Source organism: Streptomyces sp. NPDC127119 (assembly GCF_042677425.1).
Taxonomy (GTDB): domain Bacteria; phylum Actinomycetota; class Actinomycetes; order Streptomycetales; family Streptomycetaceae; genus Streptomyces.
Genome location: NZ_JBHXTO010000006.1, coordinates 109,017 through 124,624 on the forward strand (window position 1 = coordinate 109,017; position 15,608 = coordinate 124,624).

The window sequence follows — 15,608 nt, forward strand, 5'->3', positions numbered from 1 at the left end:
CGTGCCGTCATGGTTCGAGGATCGTGCGCACTCCGGTGTTGGACCGGAGGTCGTCGAACGCGAGCGGTGCCTCCTTCAGCGGGCGGACCTTCCCGACCAGGTCGTCCAGCGGCAGGCGCCCGGCGAGGTGGAGACGGGCCAGCTTCGGGATGTCCAGCTCGCCGACGCTGGAGCCATAATTGCAGCCAAGGATACGTTTTCCCTGGTCGGCGAGGTCGAAGAGGTCGAACGAGCCGGTCGCGCCGGTGGCCGCCATACCGACGAGGACGGCCGCGCCGCCGGAGGTGAGCATGGCCGGAAGTGTCTCGACGACCTTCGGGCTGCCGATCGCCTCGAAGGCGTAGTCCACTCCCCCGAGCTGTTCCTGGCACCAGGCGGCCACGTCGTCGCGCGCCCCGTCGAGGGTGTGGGTGGCGCCGAACTTCCGTGCCGCTTCGAGGCGTTCGGGCGAGAGGTCGACGGCGATGATCGGGTCGGCGCCGACCAGGGCGAGGCCCATCACCACGGAGAGGCCGACTCCGCCGGTGCCGATGACGACCGCGGACTCACCGGGCCGTACGCCCGCGGTGTTGACGACCGCGCCGATCCCGGTGGTGATGGAACAGCCGAGCAACGCGCCGATACCGAAGGGCAGCTCCTCGGGGACCTTCACCGCGGCCGTCTCCGGGACGACCAGCCGGTCGGTGAAGGCGCCGAGGCCCAGGTAGGGCCAGACCGCCTCGCCGGCGGCGTCGGTGAAGGGGGTCGTGCCGTCGGGGAGGGTGTTGGCGACGGCCTTGGTGCCGGTGCACAGCCAGCCCTGACCGGCCACGCACTTGCGACAGCGGCGGCACGGCGCGAACCAGGACAGCACCACGTGGTCGCCGGGACGCACGGAGGTGACACCGGGGCCGACCCCGGTGACCACGCCCGCGGCCTCGTGCCCGAGGACGAGCGGGCGGTCGGTGGGCCAGTCCCCGGACACGATGTGCAGGTCCGAGTGGCACACACCGGCGGCGCGGACCTCGATCTCGACCTCGCCGGGACCTGCGGGACGCAGGGTGACCTCGCGCGTGCCGAGGCCTGCCTCGGGGTCGAAGACGATGGCGGTGGAGGACACGGCTGGGGAGGACTTCGACGGCATCAGGACGCCTTCACTTCTTCTGCGGTCGGGCCGTCCGTGGCCGGACGCGGGGCGAGCTTGGTGTGGGGCTTGGCGACCACGACGTACACGAGGCCGATGACGAAGAGGGCGGAGAAGACCAGGATCACGGCCCAGACCTGCATCCAGCTGCCGCCGACGGGGGCGAGTTCGGTGCGCGGCCAGGCGATGTTGACCGCTTCGAACAGCAGCCACAGCACGGCGAGCACGTTGACGACGAGCCCGGTGCGGCCGAGCCGCAGCTGTCCCGCGGCGGGGTTCCAGCGTCCGGAGAGCCGGGCGACCAGGGCCACGACGGCGACCGCCAGGAAGACGAAGTAGAACCCGCCGGAGCCGAACGCGATCAGGGTGGCCGCCGCGTTGCCGTTCAGGCCCAGCAGCAGGCCGAGTCCGGCCAGGACGGCGGTCGCGATGAGGGAGACGTACGGGATCTGGCGGGGGCCGACGGTCGCGAGCGTCGTGGAGAAGGGCAGCTGGCGGTCGCGGGCGAAGGCGTACACGGCGCGGCCGATGTAGGTCTGGATCGAGATGGCGCACGCGAAGAACGCGATCAGGACGACGACGACGAACGGCTTCTCGCTCCAGCCGCCGAGGCCTTGGGTCACGGCCTCGAAGACGGGGTCGACGATCGCGCCGGAGACGGCGTCCTCGGGGCGGCGCAGGGCGAGCGTCACGGCGAGGCCGGTCAGCAGGACCGTGAAGGCGACGAAGAGGTAGGCGCGCAGCAGGGCACGCGGCACGCTGCGGCGGGGCTGTTCGGTCTCCTCGGCCACCTGCGTGGTCGCGTCGAAACCGAGGAAAGCCCAGCCGGCGACCGCGAGGCAGGTCAGCAGTCCGGCCGTGACGGAGCCGCCGGAGACGTCCTGCGCGCCCAGGGTCTCGAAGAGGATGCCGAAGCCGTTGTGTCGCACGAAGAGCAGGAGGATCAGGCTCACGGCGATGGAGGCGACGCCCTCGGCGATGATGCCGGCGTTCAGGAAGTGCTTCACGGGGTTGACCCCGAGGAGGTTGATGCCGAGCGCGACGGCGACGAAGACCACGCCGAGGAGTACGTGCAGGGCGGGCGAGGGGACGCCGTCACCGGCCAGCATGTACAGCCAGGTCGCTCCCAGGTAGGCCACGGTCGTCAGTGAGGCGACGGCCGAGGCGAGGTAGATCCAGCCCACCAGCCAGCCCAGGCGTGGACCGCCCAGTCTGCGCACCCACTGGTAGACGCCTCCCGTGATCGGGAACTGGGAGGACAGCTCGGCGTAGACCACGGCGACCAGCAGCTGGCCGAGGAAGGCGACGACGACCGCCCAGATCCAGGTGGGTCCCGCGAAGACGAAGCCCAGCTGCACGACGGCGTAGATGCCGACCACGGGCGAGATCGTCGCGAACCCGATCGCGAAGACGGCCCACGCGGACAGGGTCCGTTTCAGCTCCTGCTGATAGCCGTATTCGGCTAGTTCACCGGCATCGGTGCGGATGTCGTCCACGTTCGTCTCCTGACGCTTCCTGACAGTGATGCGCGTGTGGGCGGCCGTCCGGCCTTCCCGGTCCGTCGTGGCGTGACACCGAGGGGCGGACGAGGGGCGGTTCTCGGACCGCGGCCGGCGGTATTCGGACAGCAACGCTTATTGGGCGCATGACCAATTGCTTATTGGTCGCATACTCAATAACATTCACGGCATGACGTCAAGAGGTCCGGGCAAGCGGGTCCGCAAGGCTCCCGCGGAGCGCCGCCACGAGATCGTCGCGGTCGCCGCGCAGGTCGGCCTCGTCGAGGGGCTTGAGTGCATCACCCTGCGCAGGGTCGCCGACGAGCTCGGTGTCCAGCCCGGACTCGTCGGCCACTACTTCCCCGCGGCCGACACCCTGGTGGCCGAGGCCTTCACGGCCGCCACCATGGCCGACCTGGACACCCTGCTGCCCGAGCGGCCCGACGGCCCCGGCGACGACACCCCGCGGGCGGTCCTGCGGCGGTTCTTCACACTGATGTCCAGCACCGAGTTCGACAACGTCAGCAGGCTCTGGCTCAACGCCCGGCATCTCTCGCGCTACCGCCCCGGGCTGCGCCAGCACGTCGTGGCGCAGGAACTGCTGTGGTGCACGCGCATAGAGAAGGCGATCACCGCCGGTACGGAATCAGGGGACTTCGTCTGCGCCGACCCGCGGGCCGCGGCCGTCCGCATCCTGGTGGCGATCGACGGTGCCAGCGCCTACATCAACACCAGCGCCGAACAGCGCGGAGCCCCGATCACCCACTTGGCCAGGACCGTGGCGGAGGCCGAACTGGGTCTCGGGGCGGGGGCGTTGGAGCCGGAGGGTGAACACCCCTGAAGCGCGGCAGCACCATGCGGGTGACCATGCGGGTGCTCGTAGGCGCTGCCGCCGACGATCAGGTGGTCACCGGGACCCTTCCGCCACCGGCTCGGTGACGGGGCGCGTGGCACGCTCGCGTCCCGCCAGACGTTCCAGCGCGAAGGCACCCGGGCCGAAGAACACGATGAGCAGGAACCCCCAGCAGAAGAGCACCGGAGCCAGCCCGCCGTTCTGCAGCGGGAAGAGGCCGTCCTGCTGGTGCTCCGTGAAGTACGCGAACGCCATGATCCCCGAGCTGAGGAACGCCGCGCCGCGTGTGGCGACCCCGAGGAGCACCAGGGCGCCGCACACCAGCTCGATCACCCCGGCGTACCAGAAGGGCCAGTCGCCCGTCGGACTGGCCTTGCGGTCCAGCACCCCGAAGACCGTGGCAGCGCCCTCGGTGGTGAACAACAGGCCGAGGACCATACGGAACAGGCCCAGCACGAAGGGCTGGCGCGACGTCAGCCAGTCGCCGAGGCGCGAAGTGGTCATCAGAACTCCTCAGAAGTCGGTAGGCGATCGGTCGGTGCGCGACCGGTCAGTACGTGATCGATGGAATGAGGGGGAAATGGACCACGGAGTCCGGGTCGCGTCCCTCAGTCGTCCGTACGTGCGCGGGGCGTCCTGGGTTCAACCGGATGCCGAGGTCGTGGGCCGCTGACCGGCTCCTGTCCGCGAGCCGGCCTTCATGGCGGGCTCCGTGACGGCCTTCGCGACAGGCTCCGTGACGGGCTTCGTGGCGGCCCTCGTGGTGGCCTTCGCGACGGGGTCGGTGTGTCCGGTTTGACTTGAAGCGCTTCAAGTAGCGGAGGCTACTCACATGTCAGCGACCAGACAGCAAGCCGCGGACCTGACCATCCAGGAGATGGCCCGGCGATCGGGCTTCGCCGAATCCACGCTCCGCTACTACGAGAAGATCGGCCTCCTGGGCCCGGTCGCCCGCGACGAGTCCAGTGGGCATCGCCGGTACGGGCCCGCGACCGCGGATCGTGTCGAGGCGCTGTCCTGCCTGCGTTCGGCCGGGATGACGGTCACCGGGATGCGGCGCTATCTGGACCTGCTCGCCCGAGGGGACTCCGCCGCGGCCGAACAGCGGGACCTGTTCGCCGGGCAGGCCGAGGTACTGGCCGCCGACATCGAACAGCTTCAGCTGCGCCTGACGTATCTGCGGCGCAAGGCGGACCTGTGGGACGCCCGGGTCCGCGGGGACGCCGCCGCCGAGAAACAGGCGGCCGAGGACGTCCTCGACGTGATGCACCGATTCCGATTCTGACTCCGCGTCCGAAGAGCAGTACCGAAGGATTGAAGGACTGACGACCATGAACGCAGAAGATTTCGACACCGCTCCCCAGGAACTCGGCACCGTACTCGTCACCGGCGGTACGGGACTCGTCGGCAGCCACTCGATCGCCCGGCTGTTGCGCGAGGGACACCGGGCCCGCGTGACGGTACGGGAGCCGGGGCAGGAGGCCGGGGTGCGGGCGGCACTGCGCCGCGCCGGGGTCGATCCGGCGGACCGGCTGGAGTTCGCCGTCGCGGACCTCGGCTCGGACGCCGGATGGGGAGCCGCCCTGGACGGCGTCGGCCACGTACTGCACCACGCCTCGCCCTTCCCGGTCAGGCCGCCGGAGACGGAGGACGAACTGATCCGGCCCGCTCGCGAGGGTGCGTTGCGGGTCATCGCGGCGGCCCGGGAGGCCGGTGTGCCACGGGTCGTGTTGACGTCCTCGTACGCCGCGGTCGGATACACGCTGAAGCCCGACAACCGCTACTCGGAGACGGACTGGACCGACCCCGACACCGAGGGCCTGCCCGCGTACCACAAGTCGAAGGTCCTTGCCGAGCGCGCCGCCTGGGACTACGCCCGCGCCCACGACGACATCGAACTGACCGTCATCAACCCCACGGGCATCTTCGGTCCCCCGCTGGGCGACCGGCCCTCCGGCTCCGTCGGCCTGGTCCAGGGCATGCTGACCGGGCAGTTGCCGGTGGTGCCGGTCATGTACTTCGGTGTCGTGGACGTACGGGACGTCGTGGATCTGCATCTGCGCGCCATGCTGCACCCGAAGGCGGCGGGTGAACGTTTCATCGCCGTCGGCGGGCCGTCGATCAGCTTCTTCGACATGGCGGGCATCCTGCGCCGGCACTTTCCCGCCGCGGCCGGTCTGCTGCCCGCCACGGAACTGACCGTCGAACAGGTACGCGAGGCGGCGAAAGCCGATCCGGCCCTGCGGGACGCCGCGACTCTGCGGGGCCGCATCCCTGTCATCAGCAACGAGAAGGCCCGTACGGTCCTGGGCTGGCAGCCGAGGGACGTCACCGAGACGATCGTGGCGACGGCGGCCGGCCTGATCGAGGGCGATCTGACCCTGCCGGTGGACGGCGGCGGTCTGACCCTGCCGGTGGACGGCGGCGGCCGTCCCTGACCGGCTCGGCTCCCCGCGCTCCTGGCTCAGTTGTCCCGATTGCCGCGGTGACCCGGCTAGCCTGGGGGTTTCGCCATCGAGAGGAGCCGCCATGCCGGAGGAACCGACACCGGGAGGCCCGTTGGGCACAGCGATGCGAAAGGTGACGTTCCCGGACGGGTCGCGCGGGATCATCCTGGTGAAGGCGGGCACCTCGCAGGAGGAAGCGGATCTGCAGGCGGCGCAGGTGTGGGCGGAGCGGTCGGAGCGGGGCCAGGCCAACAGCTAGGGCCGTTCCGGCCGGAGCCGGTGAGGCTTCTCCGTGTCCCGGGCGGAGGGCAAGTTACCCATGAGCGCCGGGACGCAGGGCACTACTCGGGCCCGGAGGTCTCCCGGGTACGAGCCTGGTGCCGGCGGGCCTTGAGCCGGTTCCCGCAGGTCTTCATCGAGCACCACCGCGCGGTGTTGGCACGGCTGCGGTCCAGGAGGAAGAGGCGGCATTCGGGGTTCTCGCACGGCCGCAGCCGACCGGGCATGTGCTCCTTGACGTCCGCCCACGCGAGGACGAGTTCCGCGGCGAGTCTTCGTTCCGCCGGCGCCTCCAAGTGCCACTCGATGCCCGAGGCACTGGGCTGAGGGACCTTGTGAACGCCCGCGAGCAGCTCGCTCAACCGGGTCTCCGCGGCCGTGGCCGACGCCACCGCCTGGAGCGCGTCCCGGGCGGTGCGCAGCCACCGGCGCTCCTCGTCGCCGCCGAGACCGCCGTGCTCCCGCGCCCACCTGTCCAGTTCCTGGTCGGCACGCCACAGGTCCTGGCGTCGGCCGTCCACGACAGGGGTGCTGTTCAGCGCCTGCATCAGGGCCTGGTCGTCCAGCACGGGTCCCACCTCACCAACTAACTCCATTGAGACGTTTGACAGGTTACCCCAAACGCGGTCTACTTGACGCCGAGGGGTAACCGTCATGAACCATCGAAGGGGTTAGCCATGGTCGAGATCCGCCATCAGTACGCGACAGTGCGGGGGCATCGCGTCTTCTACCGCGAGGCAGGGCCCCACGAGGCCCCCACCCTTGTGCTGCTGCATGGATTTCCCACCAGTTCGCGCATGTTCCGCCACCTCATTCCGGCGCTGGCCGACCGCTTCCATGTCATCGCCCCCGACCACCTCGGCTTCGGCAACTCCGACACCCCGCCCGCGGACGCGTTCACCTACACCTTCGACTCCCTGACCGACATCACCGAAGCCCTGCTGGACCAGCTCGGCGTCACGCGCTACGCCGTGTACGTGCAGGACTACGGCGCACCCATCGGGTGGCGGCTGGCCCTGCGCGACCCGGACGCGATCACCGCGGTGATCACTCAGAACGGCAATGCATACGAGGACGGTTTCGTACCGGAGTTCTGGAAGCCCGTGCGGGCGTACTGGGACAGCCCGGGGCCGGAGACCGAACCTGCCGTCCGGGCCGCCCTCTCGCTCGACGCCATCCGCTGGCAGTATCTGCACGGCGTGGACCGGCCCGAGCTGGTCGACCCCGACACCTGGGCCGCCGACCACCGCGAGGTCAACCGGCCGGGCAACGACCTCGTACAGCTCGCCCTGTTCGCCGACTACGCCGGCAACCCGCCTCTCTACCCCGAGCTGCACGCCTACTTCCGGGAACGCCGGGTCCCCCTCCTCGCGGTGTGGGGCGCGGGCGACGAGATCTTCGGCCCGGACGGTGCGCGCGCCTTCGCCCGGGATCTGCCGGACGCGGAGATCCACTTGATACCCGGCGGCGGCCACTTCCTGCTCGAAAGCCACCTGGACACCGTCGCCGGGTACATCCGCGGGTTCCTGACCGCCACCGGCTGAGGGCGGACCGTGGCCCGGGATTCTCAGATGGAGAACCGCTCCTTGCGCAACAGCGGACGCACCCGAGCGTTGAAGCCCGCCGTGCGGAACGGGGTCTGGAGCAGACCGGGGCGCAGATGCTGGGCGATGGCCGCGGTGATCATGCCTTGGTCCAGGGCCAGTACGTGGTCACTCACGCGGCCGGTCGTCACATCGACCGAGTCGCGGAAACCGTAGCGGTCGTCGTAGGCGCCGAAGGCACGGTCCAGGGCGCGGAGATTGGAAAGGGCCTCGGCAGGGGCCTGGGGCAGGGCGAGGAAGGAGGCATGCGGGGTGACGACGCCCAGGGAGTTGTAGCCGTCCTCCTGCATACCGATGGCGTCGACGCCGTACTCCCGGTAGCCGCCAGCGGGTATGGAGGCCGGGGAGAAGCCCCAGTACCCCAAGTCCTCCTCGATCAGGCCGTGTTCGATCTGGCTGCGGACGTAACGCCGGTGGGTGGTGCCCCAGGAACGCGGGGACCACTCGGACTCGGGCACGAACAGCGGAACCATCAGCGCCTCGAACATGGAACCGCCCCAGGTGGGGACGAGGTCCCGGCCACGGTAGGTGTAGTGGCCCTCCCACACACGCACGCCGTCGATCTCGACGTACTCGCCCCGCGGTTCCTGTTCCTGGCCCATGCCGGGCAGCATGGTGCGGAGCAGGTGCCAGTAGTGCTCGGTGGGCAGTGAGCCGTCGGCGATACCGAGGTAACTGGCCATCCGGGGTTCGGTGTTGAGGGCGCCGTAGTGGTGGCCCGTGGGCTCGCCCTTACCCGGCTTGTCCGGCCAGAAGCCACCGCGCAACTGCCCGGGACCGGCGACGGGGTCGGCCGGGTCGTAGGGCGTGTAGTAGTACGACCAGTCGGCGTCGGCGAGGAGGGCGGCGACGCGGGGACGCAGTTCGGGGGCGGCGTCCGCGGCGATCCGCAGGCCGGTCACGAGCCACGCGTTGTCGACACTGGACAGGAAGGGCCGTATCGGGTCGCCGGTCTCCGGCCAGGCCGTCAGCAGTGAACCGTCGTGCGCGTCGTACCAGTTGAACCACATCCCGTGGGCACGTTCCAGGCGTTCCACGGCGGCGATCGTGCGGGCCAGCCGGCGGTGCATGGTGGCCGCGGAGATGACACCGAGTCCGGCTGCCGCGACGGTGGACCACAGGCCGCAGCCGATGTTGGTCGGTGAGGTCTGCGCGGACGGTACGGGCGTCCCGCTGCCGCTGACGTCGATCTTGTCGGCGGCCAGGCCGAGTTCGGTCGTCATGGCCTCCATCGAGCGATGGGTCGCGACGAACCAGTCGCGCAACAGGCGGCGTTCGGTGTCGGTCCGCCCGGCAGGGGCGGCGTGGGCCGTGCCGGTGAGGGACGTGGCGCACGTGGCGGCGGTGGTCGCTGCGGCGGTCAGGAAGCTACGACGGTTCATGCGGCTCTGGCTCCTCTGCGGTGAGCAGGCAGGCGGAAGGGTGCGTGTCCGTGGTGCTGAACGGCGGTACAGGGGTGAGGCGATGGAATGCGGGGTGGCGCGGTGAAGTGGGGGTGGGGCGGGAACCGGCCGGTGTCAGGTGCCGGCCGGCTCCCGGTCTGGGGGATGCGGTCAGACCGCGGTGCGCGGCAGGACGCGGTCGCGGCCGAGGCCGCCGAGCCACACGGCGGACGGCTTCGCCGTGCGCTCGAAGGTCTGCGGGTCCACGGCGATGAGCCCGAAGGTCGGCTTGAACGAGCCCCATTCGTAGTTGTCGAGGGCGCTCCACGCAAGGTAGCCCTGCACGTTCAGGCCGTGCTCGATCGCGGCGGCGACCTCGCCGAGGGCGCCGGTGTAGTAGTCCACGCGACGACTGTCGTCCGAGGCGGCGATCCCGTTCTCGGTGACGATCAGCGGGGTGCCGTCACCGATGACCTCGGCGGTGTGGCGCAGCGCGTACCCGACGGCGGCCGGGTAGTACTCCCACTGCGTGAGGGTGCGTTCGACGTCGTCCGGCGCCGGGACGGGCCCGGTCTCGGCGATCTTCGTGCGGGTGTAGGACTGCACGCCGATCCAGTCGTCGCCGCGGGCGGCCTCGATGAAGACGTCCTCGCGGGGGTGGCGGTAGTCGGCGGTGCCCTGCTCGGCGCCGGGCAGGGCCTGGTAGACCTGGTTGGCGATGGTCCAGCCGACCTGGATGTCGGGGTGACCTGCGCGGATGACCTTGACGGCCGCGTGGTGGGCGGCGATGACCGCGCGGGTGGTCTCCTCGTCCGGGGTGGGCAGACCGGCCGGCGGGAAGCCCTGGTTGCCGGTCTTGGCGAGGCCTGCCATGACGGCGATCATGTTCGGCTCGTTGATGGTGCACACGTGCCGGACGCCGTCGGCGATGACGGGCGCGCACTCCTCGACGTACCGCGCGAAGAGTTCGACCGCGCCGTCGGCGGTCCAGCCGCCGAAGTCCTCGAACCACTGCGGGACGGTGAAGTGGTGCAGGGTGACCATCGGGCGCAGCCCGCGGGCGAGGGCGCCTTCGACCATCCGGCGGTAGTGGGCGATCTCGGCGCGGGAGAAGGTGCCGCGGACGGGCTCGATACGGGCCCACTCGATGCTGAACCGGTAGTCGGTGAAGCCCAGTTCGGCGAGCAGGTCCATGTCCTGCTCCCAGCGGTGGTAGCTGTCGCAGGCGTCCAGGCTGGGCTCGGCGATCCCGGCGGCGGGGTCGTGCTCCTTGCGCCACCAGTCGCTGTTGACGTTGTTGCCCTCGATCTGGTGGGCGGCGGTGGAGGCGCCCCACAGGAAGCCGTCGGGGAAGCGGGTGGTGGAGTACGTCATCGTCCGTATCTGTCTTTCTGGTGTGGGGGTGGGAGTGGGGAGTCGCGATGGTGGTGGCATGGCGATCCGGCCCGGGGGTCGGCGGAGGGACCGATCGGCCGGCGGGTGCGGGAGGCCGGGAGAAGCGGGCACACGGAGGCCGGAGGAGGTCCGCGGAAAGAGGTGCCCGGTGGGCTACTTCAGGCCCGCCGTCGCGATGCCCTGGGTGAAGTGCCGTTGCAGGACGGCGAACACGGCCAGGACCGGGAGCACGACGAGGAGCGAGCCGGCCATCAGCATGCCGTTGCCACCGCCGACCGTGCGGTTGGGATCGTTGGCGAAGGTCGCGAGCGCCACCGGGAGGGTGTACTTGTCCGGATCGTTGGTGGCGATCAGGGGCCAGATGAAGTTGTTCCAGGAACCGAGGAAGGTGAAGATCGTCAGCGTCGCGAGGGCGGGCTTGACCAGCGGGATCACGATCCGCCAGAAGATGTACCACTCCCCCGCGCCGTCGAGACGGGCCGCCTCCAGCAGTTCGTCGGGCACGGACTGCATGAACTGCCGCATCAGGAACACTCCGAACGCGCCCGCCGCGAAGGGCAGGACCAGTCCGGCGTACGTGTCGATGAGGCCGAGGCCGTTCATCAGCACGTACAGCGGGAGGATCATGAGGTTGCCGGGGACCATCAGGGCGGCCAGCACGAGTGCGAAGACCTTGGAGCGCCCGGTGAAGTCGAGCTTGGCCAGCGCGTAGCCGAGCATGGAGCAGAACAGCAGATTGCTGACGGTCACGAGGACGGCCACGATCAGCGAGTTCAGGAAGTACTGCGGCATGTCGAGCTGGTCGAGCAGCGACGTGAAGTTGTCCAGCGTCCAGCGGGAGGGGATCCACACGGGCGGGTTCGCCGTGAGGTCCTGCTTCGTCTTGAACGCGGACAGTGCCATCCACAGGAACGGGGCGGCCATCACGAGCAGGGCGACCGAGGCGATCACGTACAGCAGCGGCGTGCGCCCCCGGCCGGTGCGTCGGAGGGCCGGGCGGGCCGGGTGGGCCGGGGCCTCGGGGGTCTTCTCGGCGGTCTCGGCGGTCATCGGGTGTTGTCCTTCAGCAGTCGGAGCTGGAGCACCGTGATGCCCATGATCACGACGAACAGGACGTACGCCATGGCACTGGCATAGCCCATGTGGAAGAAGTTGAAGCCCTCGCGGTACATGTCGAGCGACACGGTCAGCGTGGAGTCGGACGGGCCGCCCTGGGTCATCACGAAGGGCTCCTCGAAGACGTTCAGGTAGCCGATGGTGGTGATGACCGTGGCGTACAGCAGGGTGGGCCGCAGCAGGGGGATCGTGATGCCGCGCAGTTCCTGCCAGACTCCGGCGCCGTCGAGACGGGCCGCTTCGCGGACGTCCGTGGGGATCGCCTGGAGGCCGGCGATGCACAGCACCATGACGGTGCCCAGGTTGCGCCACACCGCCATGGCGATCAGGGACGGCATCGCCCAGGTCTCCGAGCCGAGGAAGTCCGGTGCGGTCAGGCCGACTTCGGAGGCGAGGGAGGCGATCAGTCCGTCGGACGGGTCGAGCACGAAGCGCCAGACGACGGCCACGGCGACGATGGTCGTGACGACCGGCGCGTAGAAGCCGACGCGGAACAGGGTGCGGGCCCGGTGGATGCCGTTGTTCAGCAGGATCGCCGCGAGCAGTCCGAGGACGATGGTCGCGGGTACGCCGACGACCACGAAGTAGGCGGTGTTGAAAAGGGCCTTGAGGAACTTGTCGTCCTGGAACAGCCGGGTGTAGTTGTCCAGGCCGACGAACTCCGCCTCCAGCGGCCGGGTGACGTTCCGGGCGCCGAAGTCGGTGAAGCTCATCAGGAGCGTGGCGACGATCGGGAAGAGCATGAAGACGCCGAACAACACCAGGAACGGTGTGGAGAACAGCCATCCGGTCAGATTGTGCTTGCTGAGCGAGCGGTTGGCACGGCGCTTGCGACCTGCCTTGCCACCGCCGTGCGGGCTCTTGTCGACGGCCGCCGCCTGCGGGGCGGCCGGTCCTGTGGTGAGGGACATGAGGGGGACTTTCTCCTACGGCCTCCTGCTGCCTGCTACTGCACGAGGCCTTCGATCTCGGACTGGGCCTTGTCCAGCGCTTCCTTCGCGGAGGACTTGCCCTGGGTGACCGACTCGATGGCGGTGTCCACCTTGGAGGTGATCTCGGTCAGCTTGGGCTGGGAGGGGGTGGCGCGGGCGGTGTCCATCTGCTGCCGCCACACCTGCATGGTCGGGTCGTCGGCGAGGTCACCGGTCGTCCAGGCCTCGGTGTTGGCGGGCAGGTCGTTGGTCCGCTCGAACCAGTCGGCCTGGCCCTTGGCGCCGGTGAGGTAGGCGACGAGTTCCTTGGCGGCGGCCTTGTGGTCGCTGTCGGCGGAGATGGCCAGGCTGGAACCGCCGGCCATGGACACGGACGCCACGTCGGCGGGTACGGGGGCGACGGCCCACTTGTCCTTGAGGTCGGGGTAGTTCTCGTCGATGAGGTTCGTGAGCCAGGGGCCGCCGAAGAACATGGGTACGGCGCCGGTGTTGAAGTCCTTGGTGACGTCGTAGCCGGGGCGTACGGACTTCTCGCTCAGGCCCTTGTCGAAGTAGCTGCCGTAGTTCTCCAGCGCCTTGACGGCCGCGGCGGAGTTCACGGCGGCCTTGCCGTCCTCGTCGATGATGGCGCCGCCGGCGGAGTACAGGAACTGGTAGAAGCTCTGTACGGTGTCGAGGCCGCCCGGCTGGATGGACAGGCCCCACTTGGTGTCGGCCTGCTTCTGGTACGCCTCGGCTGCGCTCTGCAGCTCGGCCATGGTGGCCGGGGCCTTCTCGATGCCGGCCTTCTTGGCGAGGTCCGTGCGGTAGAAGAGGACGCGCGTGTCGACGTACCACGGGGCGCCGTAGGTCTTGCCGTCGTAGGAACCCTGCTGCCAGGCGGCGGGGAAGTAGTCGGTCTCGTGGACGGTCTTGGAGTCGACCGGCTCCAGGACGCCCATGTCGGCGAACTCGCCCAGGTAGCTTCCGCCCATCTGCATCACGTCGGGCAGCTTGCCCGCGGCAGCGGCGGCGACCAGCTTCTGGTGGGCCACGTCCCAGCCGATCGGGGTGACCTTGACCGTGAGGTTGGAGTGGGTCTTCTCGTACTCCTCGGCCACGTCGCCGAGCTTCTCCCCCTCCGTGCCCATCGCCCAAACGGTCAGGGTCTGCTTGGCGTCTGCTGCCACGCCCGCGCCACCCGAACCGCCACAGGCGGTGAGGGTGAGGGCAGACGCCAGGGTGAGTGCGATCGACCCGGTTGCGGCGGCGCGGTTCATGGGCGGCTCCTCCTTGAGCGTTCTGACTGACGTCCACGGCTGAAGTTCACGGCCGAGGTGTACGCCTGACATTCATGATGTATGCGCTGCCTGTAAGCGCATACATCACTCTGTGGCAGTGATTCCTGGCCTGGCAAGAGGGGGCTTGGTCACACTCCCGTAACGGGCGGGACATTTTGTGGGCTGGTTCTGGTGTTCCACTGCCTGGCCCTGCCCGGGGAGGGGGTGGGGGACAGCCAGGGAGGGGGTGGGGGACAGTCTGTGCGGGAGCAACGCAAAACGGATCATTGCATGGGGTGGCGCTCCGCTTGGGGTGGGGATGGGGTTGGGATGGGGTTGGGATGGGGTTGGGTTGGGGGTGGGGGACTTGTGGCGTTCCCCGCGACCGCCTCGCGGCGCTTTCGGGGGGTCCGTTGTCGGGTGCGGGTTGTGGTGGGCTGTTTGCGCCGTTCCCCGCGCCCCTTTCCGGGCCCCGGGCCGCTGTCGAGTGCGGGTTGTGGTGGGCTGAGCGCGCCGTTCCCCGCGCCCCCTCCGGGGCCCTCCCGCCCGACGTTGGGTGACGGTCGTGGAGGGCTCAGCGCGCCGTTCCCCGCGCCCCTTTCGGGGCTCCGGTCTGCTGTCGGGTGGCGGTTTTCGTGGGGGGCGTGGGCCTCTGGGGGATGGGGTGGGGTGGTTACAGTCTGTGTGTGGCTTCTTCATTTTGCTTCTCTGCGCGGGGTCCGGGTGGTGGGTACGGGCTTGAGGAGTTGTTGGTCGTGGGGGTTCCGCGTGAGCCCGCGGACTTTGGCCGCTTCTGGCGGGGGCGGCGGGACGCGGCGGCTCGGGTGGAGCCGCGGCCACTGCTCGGCGAGGTCGTGGAGGAGCGCGACGGCTTCCGCGTGCACGAGGTCTTCTACGACGCACTCGGCGGCAGGTGTGCCGCTTTGCTGGCGCTACCGTGCGACGGGCCCGTACGCCATGGTTTCGTCATCGGGCACGGCTACGGCGGACGCAAGGATGTCGGCGCCGACATCCCTCTTCCGCTACCGGAGTCCGCCGCGATCCTGCCGATCGCGCCCGGCCTTCCCGCTCTCGGGCTGCGGCCAGGGGTGCCCTCGGACCCGGACGGGCACGTCCTGCACGGCATCGGATCGCGGGACACCTACCTCATCGGCGACTGCGTCGCGGCCGTGTGGGGCGCCGCCTCGGCCCTGCTGGAACTGGTTCCCTCGGCCGCGCTGGACGGCAGGCGACTGGGCTACCTCGGAGAGAGCTTCGGCGGCGGGATCGGCGCGCTGGCGCCGCCCTGGGACGACCGGTTCGCCGCGGCCGGGCTGACCTTGCCGACCTTCGGGAACCACCCACTGCGGTGCACCCTCCCCTGCACCGGCAGCGGCGAGTCCGTGCGCACCCATGTACGCGAGCATCCGGAAGCCCTCGATGTCCTCGCCTACTTCGACGCGGCGACCGCGGCGACACACCTGCGTATCCCGGTGCTGTCCGCCTGCGCCCTGTTCGACCCGGTCGTGCCACCGCCGGGCCAGTTCGCCGTGCACAACGCGCTCGCCGGTCCACGCCGACTGGAGGTTCTGGACGCCGGGCACCATGCCTACCCGGGTGAGGCGGAGCAGCGACGACAACTGGGGCAGGTCACGTCGGAGTTCTTCGGATCGTGGATGGGGTGAGGAGGGGAGGGGAGGAGATAACCGGCCACCGGAAACAGGCGACTCGCCGGCTCGT

Annotated in this window: 15 protein-coding genes; 6 read left to right on the forward strand and 9 right to left on the reverse strand. The window is 69.8% G+C overall.

The genetic code is table 11. The features are described from left to right. Positions 1 to 7 precede the first annotated feature (7 nt). Both ACFVH5_RS05110 and ACFVH5_RS05115 read right to left on the reverse strand, forming a co-directional pair. Positions 8 to 1,123 carry an alcohol dehydrogenase catalytic domain-containing protein gene (locus ACFVH5_RS05110; RefSeq protein ID WP_385832154.1) on the reverse strand — a complete coding sequence of 372 codons (1,116 nt, stop codon included), beginning with the start codon at positions 1,121 to 1,123 and terminating at the stop codon, positions 8 to 10. Then, entirely contained in the window at positions 1,123 to 2,619 is a 1,497-nt protein-coding gene (locus tag ACFVH5_RS05115; protein WP_385832156.1) for an APC family permease, read from the reverse strand. Before ACFVH5_RS05115 ends, ACFVH5_RS05110 begins: the two co-directional genes overlap by 1 nt. A gap of 193 nt (positions 2,620 to 2,812) precedes the next feature. Between ACFVH5_RS05115 and ACFVH5_RS05120 the strand changes: the two genes are divergently transcribed. Next, positions 2,813 to 3,463, forward strand: a complete 651-nt coding sequence (locus tag ACFVH5_RS05120; RefSeq protein ID WP_385832158.1) for a TetR/AcrR family transcriptional regulator — start codon at positions 2,813 to 2,815, stop codon at positions 3,461 to 3,463. Positions 3,464 to 3,529: 66 nt separating this feature from the next. On the opposite strand, the gene ACFVH5_RS05125 is transcribed toward ACFVH5_RS05120, so the two are convergent. Beyond that, positions 3,530 to 3,979: a DoxX family protein gene (locus tag ACFVH5_RS05125; protein WP_385832160.1), complete on the reverse strand. Its 450-nt coding sequence runs from the start codon at positions 3,977 to 3,979 to the stop codon at positions 3,530 to 3,532. A 328-nt stretch (positions 3,980 to 4,307) separates the two neighbouring features. Here ACFVH5_RS05125 and ACFVH5_RS05130 point away from each other — a divergent pair, with 328 nt between their 5' ends. The 3 genes from ACFVH5_RS05130 to ACFVH5_RS05140 all read left to right on the forward strand — a co-directional run bounded on the left by ACFVH5_RS05130 (position 4,308) and on the right by ACFVH5_RS05140 (position 6,181). Continuing rightward, positions 4,308 to 4,760, forward strand: coding sequence for a MerR family transcriptional regulator (locus tag ACFVH5_RS05130; protein WP_384796843.1), 453 nt, complete (start codon positions 4,308 to 4,310; stop codon positions 4,758 to 4,760). Between the two features lie 46 nt (positions 4,761 to 4,806). Next, positions 4,807 to 5,913, forward strand: a complete 1,107-nt coding sequence (locus tag ACFVH5_RS05135; RefSeq protein ID WP_385832162.1) for an NAD-dependent epimerase/dehydratase family protein — start codon at positions 4,807 to 4,809, stop codon at positions 5,911 to 5,913. 91 nt (positions 5,914 to 6,004) lie between these two features. Then, the gene (locus ACFVH5_RS05140; protein ID WP_384796837.1) at positions 6,005 to 6,181 is read left to right on the forward strand and encodes a hypothetical protein; all 177 of its coding nucleotides are present in this window, start codon (positions 6,005 to 6,007) and stop codon (positions 6,179 to 6,181) included. 82 nt (positions 6,182 to 6,263) lie between these two features. Here the strand turns inward: ACFVH5_RS05140 and ACFVH5_RS05145 are convergent, their stop codons facing one another. Next, complete coding sequence (locus tag ACFVH5_RS05145; protein WP_385832164.1) at positions 6,264 to 6,770, reverse strand: CGNR zinc finger domain-containing protein; 507 nt, start codon at positions 6,768 to 6,770, stop codon at positions 6,264 to 6,266. A 108-nt stretch (positions 6,771 to 6,878) separates the two neighbouring features. Here ACFVH5_RS05145 and ACFVH5_RS05150 point away from each other — a divergent pair, with 108 nt between their 5' ends. After that, positions 6,879 to 7,745 carry an alpha/beta fold hydrolase gene (locus ACFVH5_RS05150; protein WP_385832165.1) on the forward strand — a complete coding sequence of 289 codons (867 nt, stop codon included), beginning with the start codon at positions 6,879 to 6,881 and terminating at the stop codon, positions 7,743 to 7,745. 23 nt (positions 7,746 to 7,768) lie between these two features. On the opposite strand, the gene ACFVH5_RS05155 is transcribed toward ACFVH5_RS05150, so the two are convergent. The 5 genes from ACFVH5_RS05155 to ACFVH5_RS05175 form a co-directional block, all read right to left on the reverse strand. Further along, positions 7,769 to 9,187, reverse strand: coding sequence for a glucoamylase family protein (locus tag ACFVH5_RS05155; RefSeq protein WP_385832167.1), 1,419 nt, complete (start codon positions 9,185 to 9,187; stop codon positions 7,769 to 7,771). A gap of 171 nt (positions 9,188 to 9,358) precedes the next feature. After that, complete coding sequence (locus tag ACFVH5_RS05160; RefSeq protein ID WP_385832169.1) at positions 9,359 to 10,561, reverse strand: glycoside hydrolase family 1 protein; 1,203 nt, start codon at positions 10,559 to 10,561, stop codon at positions 9,359 to 9,361. 174 nt (positions 10,562 to 10,735) lie between these two features. Further along, positions 10,736 to 11,632 (reverse strand): carbohydrate ABC transporter permease, encoded by an 897-nt coding sequence (locus ACFVH5_RS05165; protein ID WP_385832170.1) that lies wholly within the window; start codon positions 11,630 to 11,632, stop codon positions 10,736 to 10,738. Beyond that, the gene (locus tag ACFVH5_RS05170) at positions 11,629 to 12,609 is read right to left on the reverse strand and encodes a carbohydrate ABC transporter permease (RefSeq protein WP_385832171.1); all 981 of its coding nucleotides are present in this window, start codon (positions 12,607 to 12,609) and stop codon (positions 11,629 to 11,631) included. Before ACFVH5_RS05170 ends, ACFVH5_RS05165 begins: the two co-directional genes overlap by 4 nt. Positions 12,610 to 12,644: 35 nt before the next feature. Next, on the reverse strand, positions 12,645 to 13,889 hold the full coding sequence (locus tag ACFVH5_RS05175) for a sugar ABC transporter substrate-binding protein (RefSeq protein ID WP_385832172.1): 1,245 nt from the start codon (positions 13,887 to 13,889) through the stop codon (positions 12,645 to 12,647). Between the two features lie 749 nt (positions 13,890 to 14,638). On the opposite strand from ACFVH5_RS05175, the gene ACFVH5_RS05180 reads away from it, so the two are divergent. Then, positions 14,639 to 15,553, forward strand: coding sequence for an acetylxylan esterase (locus ACFVH5_RS05180; protein ID WP_385832224.1), 915 nt, complete (start codon positions 14,639 to 14,641; stop codon positions 15,551 to 15,553). Positions 15,554 to 15,608: the final 55 nt, after the last annotated feature.